The 15,407-nt window shown below is 37.2% G+C and carries 18 protein-coding genes, 1 other RNA gene and 1 pseudogene; 9 read left to right on the top strand and 11 right to left on the bottom strand.

Annotated features, from left to right (window positions below):
* The first annotated feature begins 3 nt into the window (after positions 1–3).
* Together fliS and CIG1485E_RS02505 are read left to right on the top strand one after the other, a co-directional pair.
* Positions 4–381 (top strand): flagellar export chaperone FliS, encoded by a 378-nt coding sequence (gene fliS / locus CIG1485E_RS02510; RefSeq protein ID WP_038453370.1) that lies wholly within the window; start codon positions 4–6, stop codon positions 379–381.
* Positions 381–596 (top strand): hypothetical protein, encoded by a 216-nt coding sequence (locus CIG1485E_RS02505; protein ID WP_038453368.1) that lies wholly within the window; start codon positions 381–383, stop codon positions 594–596. The genes fliS and CIG1485E_RS02505 overlap by 1 nt, the downstream gene beginning before the upstream one ends.
* Here CIG1485E_RS02505 and rnpB read toward each other — a convergent pair.
* The 4 genes from rnpB to CIG1485E_RS02490 all read right to left on the bottom strand — a co-directional run bounded on the left by rnpB (position 592) and on the right by CIG1485E_RS02490 (position 3,341).
* Positions 592–910: RNase P RNA component class A (gene rnpB / locus CIG1485E_RS09245), an RNA gene on the bottom strand. The two genes, CIG1485E_RS02505 and rnpB, sit on opposite strands and share 5 nt — an antisense overlap.
* Positions 911–939: 29 nt before the next feature.
* Positions 940–2,073, bottom strand: coding sequence for a tRNA pseudouridine(13) synthase TruD (gene truD, locus CIG1485E_RS02500; RefSeq protein WP_038453366.1), 1,134 nt, complete (start codon positions 2,071–2,073; stop codon positions 940–942).
* Positions 2,051–2,869, bottom strand: a complete 819-nt coding sequence (locus tag CIG1485E_RS02495) for a thiamine-phosphate kinase (RefSeq protein ID WP_038453364.1) — start codon at positions 2,867–2,869, stop codon at positions 2,051–2,053. Before CIG1485E_RS02495 ends, truD begins: the two co-directional genes overlap by 23 nt.
* Complete coding sequence (locus CIG1485E_RS02490) at positions 2,862–3,341, bottom strand: type 1 glutamine amidotransferase family protein (protein ID WP_051870901.1); 480 nt, start codon at positions 3,339–3,341, stop codon at positions 2,862–2,864. Before CIG1485E_RS02490 ends, CIG1485E_RS02495 begins: the two co-directional genes overlap by 8 nt.
* A 151-nt stretch (positions 3,342–3,492) precedes the next feature.
* Between CIG1485E_RS02490 and CIG1485E_RS02485 the strand changes: the two genes are divergently transcribed.
* The 6 genes from CIG1485E_RS02485 (at position 3,493) to CIG1485E_RS02460 (ending at position 7,481) form a co-directional block, all read left to right on the top strand.
* Positions 3,493–4,596: an aminotransferase class I/II-fold pyridoxal phosphate-dependent enzyme gene (locus CIG1485E_RS02485; RefSeq protein WP_038453362.1), complete on the top strand. Its 1,104-nt coding sequence runs from the start codon at positions 3,493–3,495 to the stop codon at positions 4,594–4,596.
* Complete coding sequence (locus CIG1485E_RS02480) at positions 4,577–5,197, top strand: pimeloyl-ACP methyl esterase BioG family protein (protein ID WP_038453360.1); 621 nt, start codon at positions 4,577–4,579, stop codon at positions 5,195–5,197. Before CIG1485E_RS02485 ends, CIG1485E_RS02480 begins: the two co-directional genes overlap by 20 nt.
* Positions 5,187–5,876, top strand: a complete 690-nt coding sequence (locus CIG1485E_RS02475; protein ID WP_038453358.1) for a methyltransferase — start codon at positions 5,187–5,189, stop codon at positions 5,874–5,876. Before CIG1485E_RS02480 ends, CIG1485E_RS02475 begins: the two co-directional genes overlap by 11 nt.
* Positions 5,873–6,481 (top strand): ATP-dependent dethiobiotin synthetase BioD, encoded by a 609-nt coding sequence (bioD, locus tag CIG1485E_RS02470; protein ID WP_038453356.1) that lies wholly within the window; start codon positions 5,873–5,875, stop codon positions 6,479–6,481. The genes CIG1485E_RS02475 and bioD overlap by 4 nt, the downstream gene beginning before the upstream one ends.
* Positions 6,478–6,837 carry an HIT family protein gene (locus CIG1485E_RS02465; protein WP_038453354.1) on the top strand — a complete coding sequence of 120 codons (360 nt, stop codon included), beginning with the start codon at positions 6,478–6,480 and terminating at the stop codon, positions 6,835–6,837. The genes bioD and CIG1485E_RS02465 overlap by 4 nt, the downstream gene beginning before the upstream one ends.
* An 80-nt stretch (positions 6,838–6,917) precedes the next feature.
* Positions 6,918–7,481: a YceI family protein gene (locus CIG1485E_RS02460; RefSeq protein ID WP_038453352.1), complete on the top strand. Its 564-nt coding sequence runs from the start codon at positions 6,918–6,920 to the stop codon at positions 7,479–7,481.
* A 49-nt stretch (positions 7,482–7,530) separates the two neighbouring features.
* On the opposite strand, the gene CIG1485E_RS02455 is transcribed toward CIG1485E_RS02460, so the two are convergent.
* From CIG1485E_RS02455 to galU, 3 genes are all read right to left on the bottom strand, one after another.
* Positions 7,531–7,971: a Dps family protein gene (locus tag CIG1485E_RS02455; protein WP_038453349.1), complete on the bottom strand. Its 441-nt coding sequence runs from the start codon at positions 7,969–7,971 to the stop codon at positions 7,531–7,533.
* Between the two features lie 207 nt (positions 7,972–8,178).
* Positions 8,179–9,384, bottom strand: coding sequence for a glucose-6-phosphate isomerase (locus CIG1485E_RS02450; protein WP_038453347.1), 1,206 nt, complete (start codon positions 9,382–9,384; stop codon positions 8,179–8,181).
* On the bottom strand, positions 9,371–10,201 hold the full coding sequence (galU, locus tag CIG1485E_RS02445) for a UTP--glucose-1-phosphate uridylyltransferase GalU (protein WP_038453344.1): 831 nt from the start codon (positions 10,199–10,201) through the stop codon (positions 9,371–9,373). Before galU ends, CIG1485E_RS02450 begins: the two co-directional genes overlap by 14 nt.
* A 78-nt stretch (positions 10,202–10,279) precedes the next feature.
* Here galU and CIG1485E_RS02440 point away from each other — a divergent pair, with 78 nt between their 5' ends.
* A complete protein-coding gene (locus CIG1485E_RS02440; RefSeq protein ID WP_038453342.1) occupies positions 10,280–10,888 on the top strand; it encodes an IMPACT family protein in 609 nt (202 codons plus the stop codon).
* On the opposite strand, the gene thiH is transcribed toward CIG1485E_RS02440, so the two are convergent.
* The 4 genes and pseudogenes from thiH to CIG1485E_RS02420 form a co-directional block, all read right to left on the bottom strand.
* Positions 10,885–12,045, bottom strand: coding sequence for a 2-iminoacetate synthase ThiH (thiH, locus tag CIG1485E_RS02435; protein WP_038453340.1), 1,161 nt, complete (start codon positions 12,043–12,045; stop codon positions 10,885–10,887). The genes CIG1485E_RS02440 and thiH overlap by 4 nt on opposite strands.
* Complete coding sequence (locus tag CIG1485E_RS02430) at positions 12,038–12,808, bottom strand: thiazole synthase (RefSeq protein ID WP_038453338.1); 771 nt, start codon at positions 12,806–12,808, stop codon at positions 12,038–12,040. The genes thiH and CIG1485E_RS02430 overlap by 8 nt, the downstream gene beginning before the upstream one ends.
* On the bottom strand, positions 12,801–13,598 hold the full coding sequence (thiF, locus tag CIG1485E_RS02425) for a sulfur carrier protein ThiS adenylyltransferase ThiF (RefSeq protein ID WP_038453336.1): 798 nt from the start codon (positions 13,596–13,598) through the stop codon (positions 12,801–12,803). The genes CIG1485E_RS02430 and thiF overlap by 8 nt, the downstream gene beginning before the upstream one ends.
* Positions 13,599–13,721: 123 nt before the next feature.
* Positions 13,722–15,395: pseudogene (locus tag CIG1485E_RS02420) on the bottom strand (DASS family sodium-coupled anion symporter).
* Between the last annotated feature and the right edge of the window lie 12 nt (positions 15,396–15,407).

The raw sequence follows: 15,407 nt of genomic DNA, 5'->3' as shown, positions 1-15,407 counted from the left end.
CAAATGCAAGCAAATTTAGCTTATAAAGCTTATAACCAAAACAACATCGGTATCGAATCCCCACAAAAATTAGTCGCAATGCTCTATGAAGGAGTGTTGCGATTTATCTACAGAGCCAAAAAAGCCATAGATGAAGGAGATATCGAGACTAAAGTGCATTTTTTAAACAAAACAAATGCGATATTTTTTGAGCTTATAAACTCACTTGATATGAATCAAGGAGCAGTCTCACAGTATCTAAACAACCTTTATGCTAGACAAATTCAGCTCATATCTCAAGCAAATTTCGCAAATGATAAAGCTGCACTTGATGAAGTCGTACACGTCACTAGAGAGCTTCTTGATGCATGGAGAGAAGTGACAAAAGAAGAAGATAGATAATGCAGTGGCTAGATGAGTTTAAAACCGCTCTTGTGAGCGAAGATCTAAGCAAAATAGATGAGCTAACAAACAATTATCCAAGCTCTATGAACTTAGAAGAGATGAAATGCGCAGCAGCCTTGATACAAGATGCCACAAATCTCTTCAAACAAAAACAAGAAAAACTAGATATCGAATTCCAAAAAATCAAAAAAGCAAAACAGTATAGTATCTAAAGGTGCGACCGTAAGCCGAGTTCTGTTGTGGTAGTTATTTATCTAAGCTTGGTTTTACAATCAAGCTTTAGCGAAGGGTTGAGTATAAGACTCCAAACCGTCCCTTCTTGCTGCAAGTTGGGTTTACATAGCTATTCGTGTCGCCACAAATACTGGTGGGCTCTTACCCCGCCGTTTCACCATCACCGCCAAAGCGGCAGTTTACTTTCTGTTGCACTATCCCTTAGGTTACCCCAGCCACCCGTTAGGTGGAACTTTGTCTTATAGCAGCTCGGACTTTCCTCATGCATTCATGCAACTACCCGTCGCACCGAGCGTGATTATATCTAAATTTACTTAAAATTTATTCATCAAATATCTCTCTATGCAAAATCTCTCTTAAAACCACAGTCGCATAAGAGCCTTTTTGCAGCGTAAAACTCATGGTAAACTGCGCTACTTCTTCATTGTATTTATATTCCAGATTTTCCAGCCACGCCCAAGCAAAACGCCTTGAACCGTTCATAAATTTACCAAATTTATAAGCTTCACCAAAAATCTCATCTTCTATAGTTTTAGCAAATCCTACGCTTTCATAAGCTTTGCCGCCAGTTATTAGCCCCATGCTTGTTCTATCTCTGGCTACAAATTTAGCCACTTCAGCGTCCAAATCCTCACACAAAAAAACCTTACCAAAAGGATAATGCCCTAAAACTTCACCAGGAATCAGTCTGAAAAACTGCTTTTGAGACTTTATTTGCGTTGCCTTAGCCTTATCTATTTTATAAATATTTTCTAGCTCTTTTACACTAAATTCACCAGCAAAATGGCTCATCTCGACCCTTTTGCTAAGCCATTTGTTAAAAAGCTCACTTTGGAAAGCAGAAATCATAAAATCTCTTAGCTTTGGATTAAATTTTCTCATCATGCTTTTATTGCCGCTCAAACCAGCGTTCAAAATCTCTTCACCACTTCTTGCATTATCCCCAAATTTACCAAATCTTTGATAGCCAAAATAGTTTGGATAGCCGTTATTTCCTATATTTTTGAGCGCCTCTTTGAGCTTGGTCGCCTCACTTGGCATAACTTTTTTTAGGCGTATAAAGAAGTGATTTGATTTAAGATGACCGATTCTGATTTTGTTATTATGCCTTGTTGTGCTTAAAATTTTTAGCTTTTCGTGGCTAAAATTTGATAAAGCTTGCTCAAATTTGGCTGGAAAACTGATAAATTGAGTCGTCATACCCTCTTTGTCTTTTAGCCCTGCATAGCCAAAATCACGCATTTTAGCTCCAGTTTGACGGCTCAAAATACCAAGCGCGTCGCTAGTCGTAAGATCCTTTTTTTGGATCTCCACCACTAAATGCTCACCACTCCTGCTAAACTCATAAAGTGGATTTTCACGCACGACAAAATCGCTTGCGTTTTTACTAAAATGCGCGTTTACTGGGCTGTGTGTGGTGCCAAAAAGCGGGTTAAAAGTGGCTGAATTTTCCATATGATTTATATCTTCCTTTTATAATTTTTCCAAGTATGTTTAATTTTACTCTGCATTTTTTTGCTTCATTTTTAACTCTGGCTAGATTTGAGCTTGAGACGCAAAACAAAAGCTCGTATTCTTCGCCACTTTTAAACTCTAAATTTGATAGTTGCTTATCAAATTTAACGCTATTTTTACCTAAAATTTTTGGTAAATCACTAGCCAAGCCATCGCTTATATCCATTGCGCTTCGCATAAATTTAGCTGATTTTTGCATGAATTTAGTTCTCAAATTTGGCTTTACAAAGCGTGAGTTTGAAGCGACTTTACCGCCATTTTGCAAGGCTTTAAGCCCCTTTAATGAGTCTCCAAGCTCTCCAGTATAGCAGATGAAATCACCTATTTTAGCTCCATTTCTACTGACTGCTTTACCGTTATTTAAGTATGAAATTATTGTCAAACTAATGATGATTAAGCTTGATTTTACCGTATCTCCACCGATTATTTCCACACCAAATTTAGCCGCCGAACTTTTGAAAGCATTTGTGAGTTTCAAAGCCTCTTGGTTTGATATATCTTTTGGCAAGCCAAGCCCCAAAAGAGCGTATTTTGGGGTAGCATTCATCGCCACTGCGTCGCTTAGATTGACAAGCATGGATTTAGTAGCGATCTGCTCCAAGCTAAGCCAAGCCCTTTTAAAGTGCGAACCCTCCACAAACATATCTTTGCTAAGCACCATTTTGCCAAGCACTGCACCGTCATCGCCGTTTAATTTACTAGTAAATTGTGAGTAGATGAAACTCTCTTTATCCATCTATTGCCATTTCAAGCTCTTGCCACGCAAATGGCGTATCTAACATGCTTATTATGTCTTCATTTTTATAAAATTCAGCGTCGCTCACGCTGCAATATTCACCAAGTGCGTTTTTGTATCCGCCCCTGATAACTGCACTTTTTGACTCCAAAAATCCAGCTCCAGCGTATATCAAAGCTCCCAAATCAATGGCTAGTTTTACCTTTGCATTTGAAGCGCTTTTTATCCAGCTTAAGAATATATCATCATAGCGTAAATTTAAAGCCCCCATTCCATCTGGCAAGGCGACTATATCGTATCCGTAAAGCGACTCTGAATGCCTTGGACTAAATAGCCTAAACTCATGCTCACAAACCACGCTATCACGCAAGGAAACCACGTCAAAATCTAGCTTTTTTCTTGCAAAAAAATCGTGAATTTTAGCAAAACTTAGGAGATTTACCTTATCATATATCACTATGCAACACTTCATAAATCGCTCCTTAAATTTGCGTAATCTTATCAAAAGCCATATAAAATAGTGATAAATTTTAAGGTCATTGTGATATAATCATCAGATATTAATTTCCAGTAAAATTATGTATTTTTATAAAACTATATATTATTATAATCTTAGGTAAAAAATGTTCGATATACAAAAAGCAAAAGAAAATAGCAACTTTAGAGAGCTAAAGCACTCAAAAACAAGCTCCAAATTTATCGAGTTTAACGACAAAAAACTCTTAAATTTAGGCAGCAACGACTATTTAGGAATCGCCACAAACAAAGATTTAAGAGATGAGTTTTTAGATATTTGCAAACAAAATGATTGGTTTTTTGGCTCTGGGGCAAGCAGGCTTGTATATACTTCAAACTATGAATTTGACGCACTTGAAGCTTGGTTTGAAGAAAAACTTGACAAAAAAGCGACGATTTTCAACTCAGGATATTGTGCAAATTTAAGCTGTATTTCAACATTGAGCGATGAAAACACGCTGTTTTTGTGTGATAAACTCATCCACGCAAGCATGATAGACGCTCTCAAACTAGCAAATGCAAACTTCAAAAGATACGCTCATAATGACTTAGAAACTCTAGCAAATTTACTTAGCCAAAATGCCAATAAATTTGAAAAAATCGTTATCTTAAGCGAATCGGTTTTTAGCATGGACGGCGATAATTGCGACTTACAAGGCCTTGTAAATTTAAAGAAAAAATATACAAATGTCTTACTATATATCGACGAAGCCCATTCGTTTTTCGTCCGCCATGAGCTTGGATTTTGCCATGCTTTGGGGCTTAGCAAGGAAGTTGATTTTACCCTTGTCACTCTTGGCAAAGGCATTGGCAGCGAAGGCGCTGTAATGCTCTGCTCAGCGATGTTTAGAGATATTTTTATAAACTCAGCTAGAAGCTTGATATATTCGACCTCTTTGCCTAGCATAAACGTGGCTTGGAGCCATTTTATTTTAAACAAAAACTTTAGTCAAGAGAGGCAAAATTTAGAAAAAAATATCAAATTTTTAGGTCTAAATAATAGCCATATTTGTGCGTTTTTAGTAGGTTCCAGTGGCGCCGCACTTAGTCTGTCTCAAAAACTTTTTGATAATGGCTATTTTGCTCCAGCCATTCGCCCTCCAACAGTCCCAAATGGCACAAGTAGGCTTAGAATCAGCCTTAGAGGCGACATTCTTGAGCGAGATTTAGTAAAATTGAAAGAAATTTTAGATGAAAATAGAGTTTGTTAAAAATAGCGGCAAAAAGCTTATTTTGCTATTTTTAGGCTATTCATTTTTGCCTAGTTGTATCAAGCATTTGGAGCTTACGGGGTACGATTTATGCGTGGTTTATGACTATTCTAGCTTGGAGTTTGATAGACAGATTTTAGAAGGCAAAGAAATTTATTTGGTCGCTTGGAGTATGGGCGTTTGGGCTGCAAATTTGGCTCTTGCTGGCGTAAAATTAAAGCAAGCAATCGCTATAAATGGCACGCCTTTTGGCATTGATGATGAGCGTGGAATCCCAAAAATAGCGTTTAAAAAAAGCATAGATGAGTTTAATTTTGATGAGTTTAAGAAAATTTGCTTTTTAAAAGAGCTTGCAAAGGTAGATTTTGACTTCAACCAAAATGCCAAATTTGAGCTTGAAAGTTTGTATTTAAACAGCTCAAAACCAGTTCAAAATAACGTAAAATGGGATAAATTTATCATCTCAAAAAAAGATTTTGTCTTCCCGCCAAAAGCAGTGCAAAAAGTAGCTGGTGAGCTTGGCAGCAAATGCGAAATCATTAACGCGCCGCATTTTGCGTTTTTTGGTTACAAAAGCTTTGGAGAAATAGTTGAGATTTGAAACAGCACTAAGCTACGATGAGTTTGCTTACGCCCAGAAATTTGCCGCAACTTCCCTTATAAATTTGCTCAAAATCCACAAGCAAGATTTTGAAAATATCTATGAAATAGGTGCTGGAAGCGGAGTGCTGACCAAACTCATTTTAAGCACTCTAAACTACCAAAAAATCACGCTAAATGACTTGTATAAAAGTGAATTTATGGCTAAATTTGAAACTCAAATAGGCGATATTACGTCACTAAATTTACCAAAAGTAGATCTAATCATCTCAAGCTCTGTTTTTCAGTGGATAGATGACCTTGAAGCCCTAAAAAATAGGCTTCACGCCTCGCTAAAACCTAATGGGATTTTGGCTTTTTCGATGTTTTGTGGCGGTACCTTAGAAGAGCTTTCAAGCTACACAAAACAAGGCTTAAGCTACAAAAATTCTAATGAAATAAGGCAAATTTTTGAAGATAAATTTGAAGTACTAAGCGTCAAAAAAGATAAATTTGTAGTCAAATTTAACTCACTAAAAGAGCTTTTAAATCATCTTAAACAAACCGGCGTAAATAACATAAATGGCAAATTTAGGCTCACAAAATCCAGCTTCAAAGAGCTAGAAAATCACTTTAATGGCGAGTTTCATCTCACGTATAATTTCGTAAATTTAATCTGCAAGAAAAGAGAACTACAATGAAAAATATCTGCATAAGCGGCATTCACACTGATGCCGGCAAAAGCCACGTTAGTGCGGCTTTGTGTTACGCTTTTGGCTATGAATACTTTAAACTAATTCAAGCTGGAGCGCTTACTGATGAGAGTTTTGTCAAAAAAACAGCGCCGCATGTCATCTCTCACGCTCCTGGAATAATGCTCCAAACTCCAGCCAGCCCACATGTCGGAATGATAAAAGAAAACGTCAAATTTGACGGTCTCAGCATCAAAATCCCAAAAGATGAAAATGTGCTAACAGAGCTTGCGGGTGGGCTTTTTTGTCCGCTTGATAAGAATGCTTATATGATTGATTTTATGGCTAAAAGTGGCTTGCCAACTTTCCTTGTAGCAAGGAATTATCTTGGTAGTATCAATCACACAATTCTTAGCATAGAAGCCTTAAAAGCTAGAAATATTGAGATTTTGGGTGTAATATTTAGCCAAATCAGAGATGAGATGAGCGAGAGTTTTTTACAAAATAAATATAAAGATTTGAACTTTTTTGTTTTAGAGGATTTTGATTTGGGGTTTGAAAAAGTGGCTAGTAATCTAAAAGAGCAAATTTTAAGATCAGGAGTAAAATTATGATTTTTGAAGATGAGTTTATAAAAATCGAGCTTGAAAATAGCGAAATTCCATGGGTGAAAATTTTCACAAAAAAAGAGTACAAAGAGCTTAGCGACTGTGATGAAAGCACAAGAAAAAGGCTATTTGAAGCAGCTTTCATAGTAGAAAAAACTATGCTTGAGTTTTATAATCCAGACAAAATCAACTGGGCGAGCTTCGCAAACTACGTCCCAAAAGTCCATATCCATATCCAAGCAAGATTTAAAGATGACAGCTTTTTTCCTGAATCAATGTGGGGAGTTAGGCAAAGAGATGGGGCAAAAAGAGAGCTTGAAATTGATAAATATATAAAATTCTTAAAAGAGAAATTATATTAATAAAAATAAATTATATTTTTATTGGCATAATGTTTAAACTAAACCCCTATCATAATCCAACAAAAATTTTAAGGAAAAAAATGAAAAAACGATTTAGTTTAGCACTTTGTGCCTTGTGTCTTTGCTCTCTTGCAAATGCTGCGATTTACGATCTTGACAAAGCTCATTCAAATGTAAATTTCAAAGTAAAACACCTAAGCATAAGCAATGTAAATGGTAAATTTAGCGATGCTAACGCTCAAATAGATTTAGATAATGGAGTCATAAACTCTCTAAGTGCTACGATAAAAACAAGCTCAGTAAACACTGATAATGATGCTAGGGATAATCACCTACAACAAGCTGATTTTTTTGATTCTAAGCAATATCCAGATATGAAATTTGTCATGGAAAAATTTGTAAAAGATAGCAAAAATGAAGGCAAAGTAATAGGAAATTTGACTATAAAAAACGTTACAAAACCAGTTACTTTGGACTATGAATTTGGCGGAAAAGCTAAAAATATGCAAGGCAAAAACGTAATAGGATTTAGCTTAGAAGGCGAAATCAAAAGAAGCGATTTTAGTTTTGCACCTAGCAGCTCAAATGCAGTTCTTAGTGACAAAATCAAAATAAATATAGATGTTGAAGCAGTAGAAAGATAGATAAAAGGCGGATTATTTCCGCCTAATTATCAAAGTATCAAGTAAAAAATTATGCTAAAGTTGAGTTAAGCATCCAAATTTTCTTCTCATAATCTCCATAATGATCTTGAGCTATGTTTGAAGTTGTTGTATCGCCAGCTTTTTCAGCTACATCTTCAAGCTTTTTGAACTCTTCTACAAGGTATTTATAAGCTTTTCTAACTTCTTCAAGAACCTCAGTTGGAGTATAGCTATCTTTTTGCAATACCGGAGCTTTTGCACCCATTTTTACTAAATCTTCAGCTTTTAAAACTGCTTTTCCACCGATTTGAATAGCTCTTTCAGCCACGTCGTCATAAAGGCTTGCCATCTCTTCATAAGCTTTTTCAGTGTATTCATGAATAGCGTAAAATTGAAGACCTTTTACATTCCAGTGATAGTCATGGAAAGCTATAAAAAACGCATGAGCGTCAGCTTGGATTTGGTTAAGTTGTTTAACTACGTTTGTCATTTTGTATCCTTTATTTTTAATTTGTGGAATTATACCAAATCATTCTTAAAAGAAAATAAATCTTAATTAAGAATTTTTATTATTTAGAGTATACTTTTTCACTTGATTTAATTATATAGCTTAAATGGTAAATATAAAGTAACCAAGACCCAAATTTTGAGCCTTTGATGTCTAAATTTCATACAAATTTAAAGGCAATATTTCTAATCAATTTTTATTTTTAGATAGTAAATTTTTTAGTATTCTTTTACCGACTTCCACTCCTGGCTGGTCGTATGTATTAATCCCAAGCATAATGCCTGTAGCACTTGTCAAAAGCTCATAATAGTATATAAACCAGCCGATGTGCCACTCATCTAAGCTATCTAAATTTATAGTATCAATGCTAATATTTTCGCTAAGCAAAGCTTGCATGGTTGAGTTTGCTTGAGCGTTAAACACAGCGTCCAAGCTTAGCTCATTTACAAAATCACAGCCGCTTAAATTTTCAAGAGTTAAATTTGGCACTTTTAGACTTGGAGCGTGATTTTTAAGCGTTATGAAAGTCACTGTTTTGTCCTTGACTCCTTCCATTATAAGCTGCAAAAACGAGTGCTGATCCTTGCTGCCTACTAGCCCAACTGGCGTGAGTCCTACTCTTTTATATCCACGCTTCTTGCCAAGACTCTCAGCCCACAGCTGCACATACCAATCATTGAAGCTCTTTAGACGGTCACTATAGCTAAACAAAACGTTGATTTTGGCATTTGGATGCGTAGCGTAGTGATAGGCTTTTTGCAAAATCGTATCATCCTTGCCATCCATAAAATGCTTCTTACAAGCATTTGCCCCATCAAGTAAAGCCGAGACGTCACCACCACAAATACCAAGCGGCACAAGCCCGATAGCTGAAAGCACGCTAAAACGCCCACCGACGTTTTTTGGGATATTAAAAACAGTTATATTATGAAGTTTCGCATACTCTTCAAGCTTGCTTTGTGGGTCGGTTATGACTATGAAGTTTTCATAAGTTTTTGGGTTAAATTTAGCCAAAATAATCTTATAAATGCTAATTGGCTCAATAGTCGTTCCAGACTTGCTAGAAAGTATAAAAAGGCTCTCATCAAAAACCAAATTTGCCAGCTTTTCTTCTATGCTAAATGGATCAAGATTATCCAAAAAAACCATTTCACAATCCAAATTTAGCATCTCATAAATCGCCTTTACGCCAAGCGAACTTCCACCGACCCCTATCAAAACAACTTTTTTAAATTTGCCTTTCAAACTAGCTATTTTTGGGATTATCTCTTCGCCAAATTTAGGCAAATGATAGTATCCTATCTTGCCGTCTTTTAGCTCGTCATTCATTCTTCTTGCATAAGCATTTATATTTTCAAGATCAAGTCTTGGAAACTTTAGCTCATTTACTACCATTGTCATGCTCATAGAAAAAATTTGTAGCCTCGACAAACCCGCTCACAGAGCCACAATCAAACCTACGACCTTTAAATTTATACGCTAGAACCATTCCGTTTTGAGCTTGTTTTAAAAGCGCGTCAGTGATTTGGATTTCGCCGTTTTTGCCAGGATTTGTAGTCTCTAATATCTCAAAAATATCAGGCGTCAAAATATAGCGACCAATAATTGCTAAATTTGTTGGAGCGTCTTTTGGATCCGGTTTTTCTACCATATCGCTCACCATCATCAAATCATCTTCGATAAATTTACCATTTACCACGCCGTAACTACTTACATTTTGCTTTGGCACTTCCATCACTGCGACTATGCTGCAGCGGTATTTTTCATAGATTTGCGTCATTTGGCTCATCACATTTACGCCATCTTCATTCACACACAAATCATCAGCCAAAATCACGCCAAAAGGCTCATCGCCGACTAGATTTTTGCCTGTGTAAATCGCGTGGCCAAGACCTTTCATCGCACTTTGTCTTGTGAAACTAAACGAGCAAGAACTCATCAAATCACGGATTTCACTTAGCAAATACTCTTTGTTGCTTCCAGCTATTTGGTGTTCTAGCTCATAGCTTATGTCAAAATAATCCTCCAAAGCACGTTTTCCACGCCCTGTGACAAATGCCATATTTCGCATGCCAGCTTCCCTAGCCTCGTCCACGCCATAGTGAATGAGCGGTTTTGTGAGGATCGGGAGCATCTCTTTTGGTAAGCTTTTTGTCGCTGGTAAAAATCTAGTTCCATATCCAGCAGCCGGAAATAAGCAAGTTTGTATCATTATTTGCCTTTGTAAATTTTTGTTCGATTTTACCTTAAATTCGTTGAAATTTAAATTTATTTTGATAAAATAAAACTTATGTTTATAGTAAATGATATTTATACACAAAAACAAGAGATAAAAAAATCAAATTTTATCAGCTACATCTGCCCTTTTAGCGAGTTTGAAGACGTGCATAAAATGCTAAAAGACGAGCACCCAAAAGCCGTGCATATAGTTTGGGCTTATAGACACTACAACAAATACTTCCAAATAGTAGAAAACTCAAGCGATGATGGCGAGCCAAAAGGTAGCTCTGGGCCGCCTTGTCTTGACGCTCTTCGTGGGGCTGAGCTTATCGATACTTGCGTGTTTGTCGTGAGATATTTTGGCGGGATAAAGCTAGGCGTTGGTGGACTAGTAAGGGCTTATAGTAGCAGTGTAAATTTAGCCATAAATGCTGCAAATTTAATTAAATTTGAGATAAAAGATGAGTGCGTATTTTTTGTGCCATTTACGCTTATAGCTAGGTTTGAGCATTATTTCAACAAAGAAAATCTTGAAGAAATCCAAAAAAACTTTAATGAGCTTGGCTGTGAGTATTTGTTTAAATTCAACAAAGCAGAATTTGTCAAATTTAGTGAATTTGCCAAGCTCTTTGAAATGCAAGATTTTAGCTTTTTAGCTATTCCGCTTTTTGCAAACTAAACATAGATGTAATCACTCATCACGGGCACAAGACCAGCATTTTTGATGCTAGCTCTCATCGCTACGACATCTCTTGAGTCGCTTATCTCAAACTGTCCGTCGCCCTTGTCGCCCTGGTTTTTGCCACCATGTTCTCCGATACCCACACTCACGCCAGCTGAGACTTTTGTCACACCAAGCCTAATGGCATTATCCCTAAAGTGTGCATTTTCACGGGTGCTAAGAGTAATATTTGCAAAAGGTAAAAACATTCTATAAGCCATGATAACTTGCAAAAGCTCACGCTCGCCGACATCTTTTGGATTGATTTTGGCGTTGTTTATGATAGGTCTTAGACGTGGAACTGAAAGCGAAATCTCAGCTGCTGGATATTTTGCTTGGAGCAAATATGCATGAAGTCCAGTGCAAAGCGCGTCACTTCTCCACTCATCAATCCCAAGCAAAGCTGCAAAAGCAACTCCTCTCATACCGCCTTTTAAGGCTCTTTCTTGGGCGTTTAGGCGATATGGAAAAATCCTTTTATTGCCCTCAAGGTGGATTTTTTCGTATTTTACTGGATTATACGTCTCTTGAAAAACAGTCACATAATCTACTCTGCATTTATGCAAAAATGCGTATTCATCTGAATTTAGTGGATAAATTTCAACACCAACTACATTAAAGTATTTTTTGGCTAGCTCACAAGCTCTTCCTATGTAGCTTACTGGCGTTTTGCTCTGGCTTTCGCCTGTAAGTATGAGTAGCTCTTGAAGCCCGCTTTTTGCTATATTTTCAAGCTCTTTTATGATAGCATCTTCATCAAGCTGGGCTCTTTTTATGCTATTATGCACGTTAAATCCGCAATAAACACAGTGATTATCACAGTGATTTGCTATGTAAAGTGGAGTAAAAAGATAGATATTTTTGCCAAAATAACGCTCTTTTATAGCCTTTGAAGCCTGAGCCATTTCTTCAAGAAATGGAGCCGCAGCCGGGCTTAGAAGTGCCTTAAAATCATCTATATTTCTATTTTCTTTGCCAATAGCTCTTAGCACGTCATCACTGCTAAATTTAGTAAAATCCGTGTTACTTCTCTCGCCCAAAATCCTATCCATAATCTCGTGGCTGATGACCTCTTGGCTAGGCAAATATCTCATATGGTCTGTTCTATCACGCATTTGTTTCACCTAAAAATCCAGTCAAAGGCGAGCTAGCATCTGCTTTAGCGCTCACTCTTCCAAGACCAGCAAGGTAAGCATTTCTTCCAGCCTTTACAGCCTCACCAAACGCCATTGCCATAAGCCTTATATCTTTTGAAGTAGCAATAGCAGTATTTACCATGACTGCTGCGCACCCCATTTCCATAGCAAGACAAGCGTCACTTGGTCTGCCAAGCCCAGCATCTACGATGATAGGAAGCTTTATCTCATCTACTAAAATTTGAATAATTTCGCGGTTTATAAGACCTTTATTTGAGCCAATAGGCGCAGCTAGTGGCATAACAGCAGCCGCTCCAGCCTGAGCAAGCTCTCTTGCCACGTTTAAATCTGGATACATATAAGGAAGCACCTTGAAGCCCTCTTTTGCTAGAATCTGCGTGGCTTTTATGGTTTCATAATTATCTGGAAATAGATATTTGCTATCTTTTATGACTTCGATTTTGACAAAATCTCCACATCCAAGCTCACGGCTTAGCCTTGCTATTCTCACAGCCTCATCAGCGTTTCTTGCGCCACTTGTGTTTGGCAGAAGTGTTACATTTTTTGGTATAAATTCAATTATACTTTCGTTTTTATCTTTATTTACACGTCTCAAAGCTAGCGTTACTATCTGCGTCTTAGCCTCATCTACGCAAGCACTTATAAGCTCTGGATCAAATTTGCCAGAACCCATGATAAAACGCGACTCAAACTCCACACCGCCTAAAATAAATTTATCCATTTTCTTTTACCTTATCAATTAATATTTCTAAAATTTTATTTGCTTGATGCATCGCGCAAATCCCAACGCGTGGAGCCATCAGACCATTTCCTATCATCGCAGCACTTTTCAAGTCGCCACAAACATATAAATTTTTTGCCATTTTTATGGTTTTTATCTCGTCACTTCTGCCATATCCTGCCATTCCGCTGGCTGCGACTATTGTTTTGTTTAGATTGTTGATTATCATCGCTTTGCTTTGTGGGTTATCGAAGCATTCAGCGACTATATCGCAGTTTTCAAAGACTAAATTTACGTTTGTTTCATCCAATCTTACAGTTTCAAACTCCACTTTAACAAATGGATTTATCAGTTTTAAAGTATCGCTCAAAGCTTCAGTTTTAAATTTGCCAATATCTTTTATGAAGTATTGTTGGCGGTTTAAATTTGATGGATCAACCGTGTCAAAATCGACCAGTTTCAAGTAGCTTACCCCTACTCTAGCTAGTGCAATAGCCACATTGCTACCAAGCCCACCAAGCCCAGCTACACCGACTTTTGCCGAGTTTAGTGCAGTGTTTACCTCTGGACTATTGCGAGCTGCTATCATCTCTTTTAAGCATTCAAGTGGAGGCATCTCACCTTTTTTTATAAAAACTATGCTATCGCCATCATTTAGGCTTAAATTTTCACTTACGCTAAAGCCTTTATAGATGACTAATTCATCGCTGATATTTAGCTCAGCTTTTAGGCTTTGCATATCATTTGCACCTGTTTGGTATGGTTTTGAGTTTACTATTATATTTTTCATCTTGGAATTATAGCTTATATAAAGTAAGTTTTATTTAAATCTGGATTTTATTTGTCTTATTTAAAGATAATTTAACGATAAAAGTTAGAAAAACCACGAAAGCTCGTGGTTTTTAAATTTGGCTTAGTGGAATTTAAGCCCAAAAGCCCACATTCCCATTGTGCAAGTAATTAGCGTGATTATTATAATTCCAGCTATATTTAGCCAAAATCCAGCCTTAATCATATCTTTCATTCGCACAAATCCAGATCCGTAAGCGATCGCATTTGGGGGCGTACCCACAGGCAACATAAAGGCAAAAATCGCCGCTAGTGTCACAGGAATCGTAACAACCATAATATCACGCCCTTCATATCCAAGCCCAAGTGCCACGCCTGCTATGATAGGTATGAAAGTCGCTGCTGTTGCGGTATTTGATACTATTTCAGTTAGGAAAATCACAAGCGCTGCAACAATTACAATGATTAATATAACATTCATTCCGCTTAAATTTTGCACTAAATGCCCTATCCATAAAGATAGACCAGTTTTGCTAAGTTGAGCCGAAAGAGCCAAACCGCCGCCAAATAATATCAACATATCCCAAGGAAGCTTTTTGGCTGTAGACCAGTCGATCAAACGCTATCCACTGCGATTAGCAGGAATTAGGAAAAATAAAATCGCCATAGAGATTGCAATTAGTGAATTTAGCGAAGATATTTTGATATCATAATACTTCAATATAAAACCTAAAAAAATCCAACAAAATGCGCCAGAAACAAAGATTATACCGACCGAAATCTCAGCTATGTTGATTTTGCCAAGTTTGCGGTACTCTTCACGGATGATCTCTTTGCCACCAGGAATGTCTTTCATCTCAGGTGGAAATATCACAAAAGTAAGCAAAAACCAGCAAAAAGTCATCATAAGAATGCTTAATGGAAGTCCCATAAGCATCCACTCGCCAAAGCCGATTTCTATGCCATAAACTTCTTGCATATGTCCCACAAAAAATGCAGTTGAAGTAGAGCCGACTATGGTTCCAGTTGAGCCAATTGTCGCTGCATAAGCAATTCCTAGCATTAATGAAATACCAAAATTTGTGCTAAAAGCTGTGGTTCTTTCTTTTACTTTGTCTATTACATCTTCTGCTTTGTGTGCGATTGTGCTTACGACGCCACCTTGGGTTGATTGCTGGCTTATTTCATCAAGATGCTTCATATCGCCCTCAACGGTTCCGCTTATTGGAGTGTTGCGAAGTTTTTCTACTAAGTGTAATACAGATAAGCCCACAGGCAACATCATGATTGCTGTAGCAGTATTATTAACCCACATCGTAATAAAACCAGTAGCCAACATAAAACCAGCGACCAAACGGCGTGGAGAGGTTCCGACCATTAGCACAATAGCGATTGCAATGCGGGTATGTAAATTCCATTTTTGCATTGCCAAAGCCAAAATAAAGCCACCCATAAATAAAAATATTGTGTCATTTGCATATGGAGCGGCTACATTTTTGAATGTATCAGCACCCAAAATAGGAAATAAAACAAGCGGTAATAAAGCAGTAACCGCAAGTGTCACTGCCTCACTCATCCACCAAATTCCCATCAAAATAGCAACTGCTGCTGCAATCGCCATCGCCTCTGTGTTTAGGGATTTGCCTTTAGCCATTGCCTCTTTGGCTGCGTCCATTGAGTTTACGATCTCAGCTGCGTCGCTTGGGAAAAATACATAGACTAAAATAGCTGCAATAATTCCGCTAAATAGACCAATTATTTGCATCCAATTAGTTTTTTTATCAATTGGTTTTTCCATTTTTGCCTTTCA

Source organism: Campylobacter iguaniorum, assembly GCF_000736415.1.
GTDB lineage: Bacteria > Campylobacterota > Campylobacteria > Campylobacterales > Campylobacteraceae > Campylobacter > Campylobacter iguaniorum.
The sequence above is the reverse complement of the archived record's forward strand: the minus strand, read 5'-3'. Positions and strand labels throughout refer to the sequence as shown.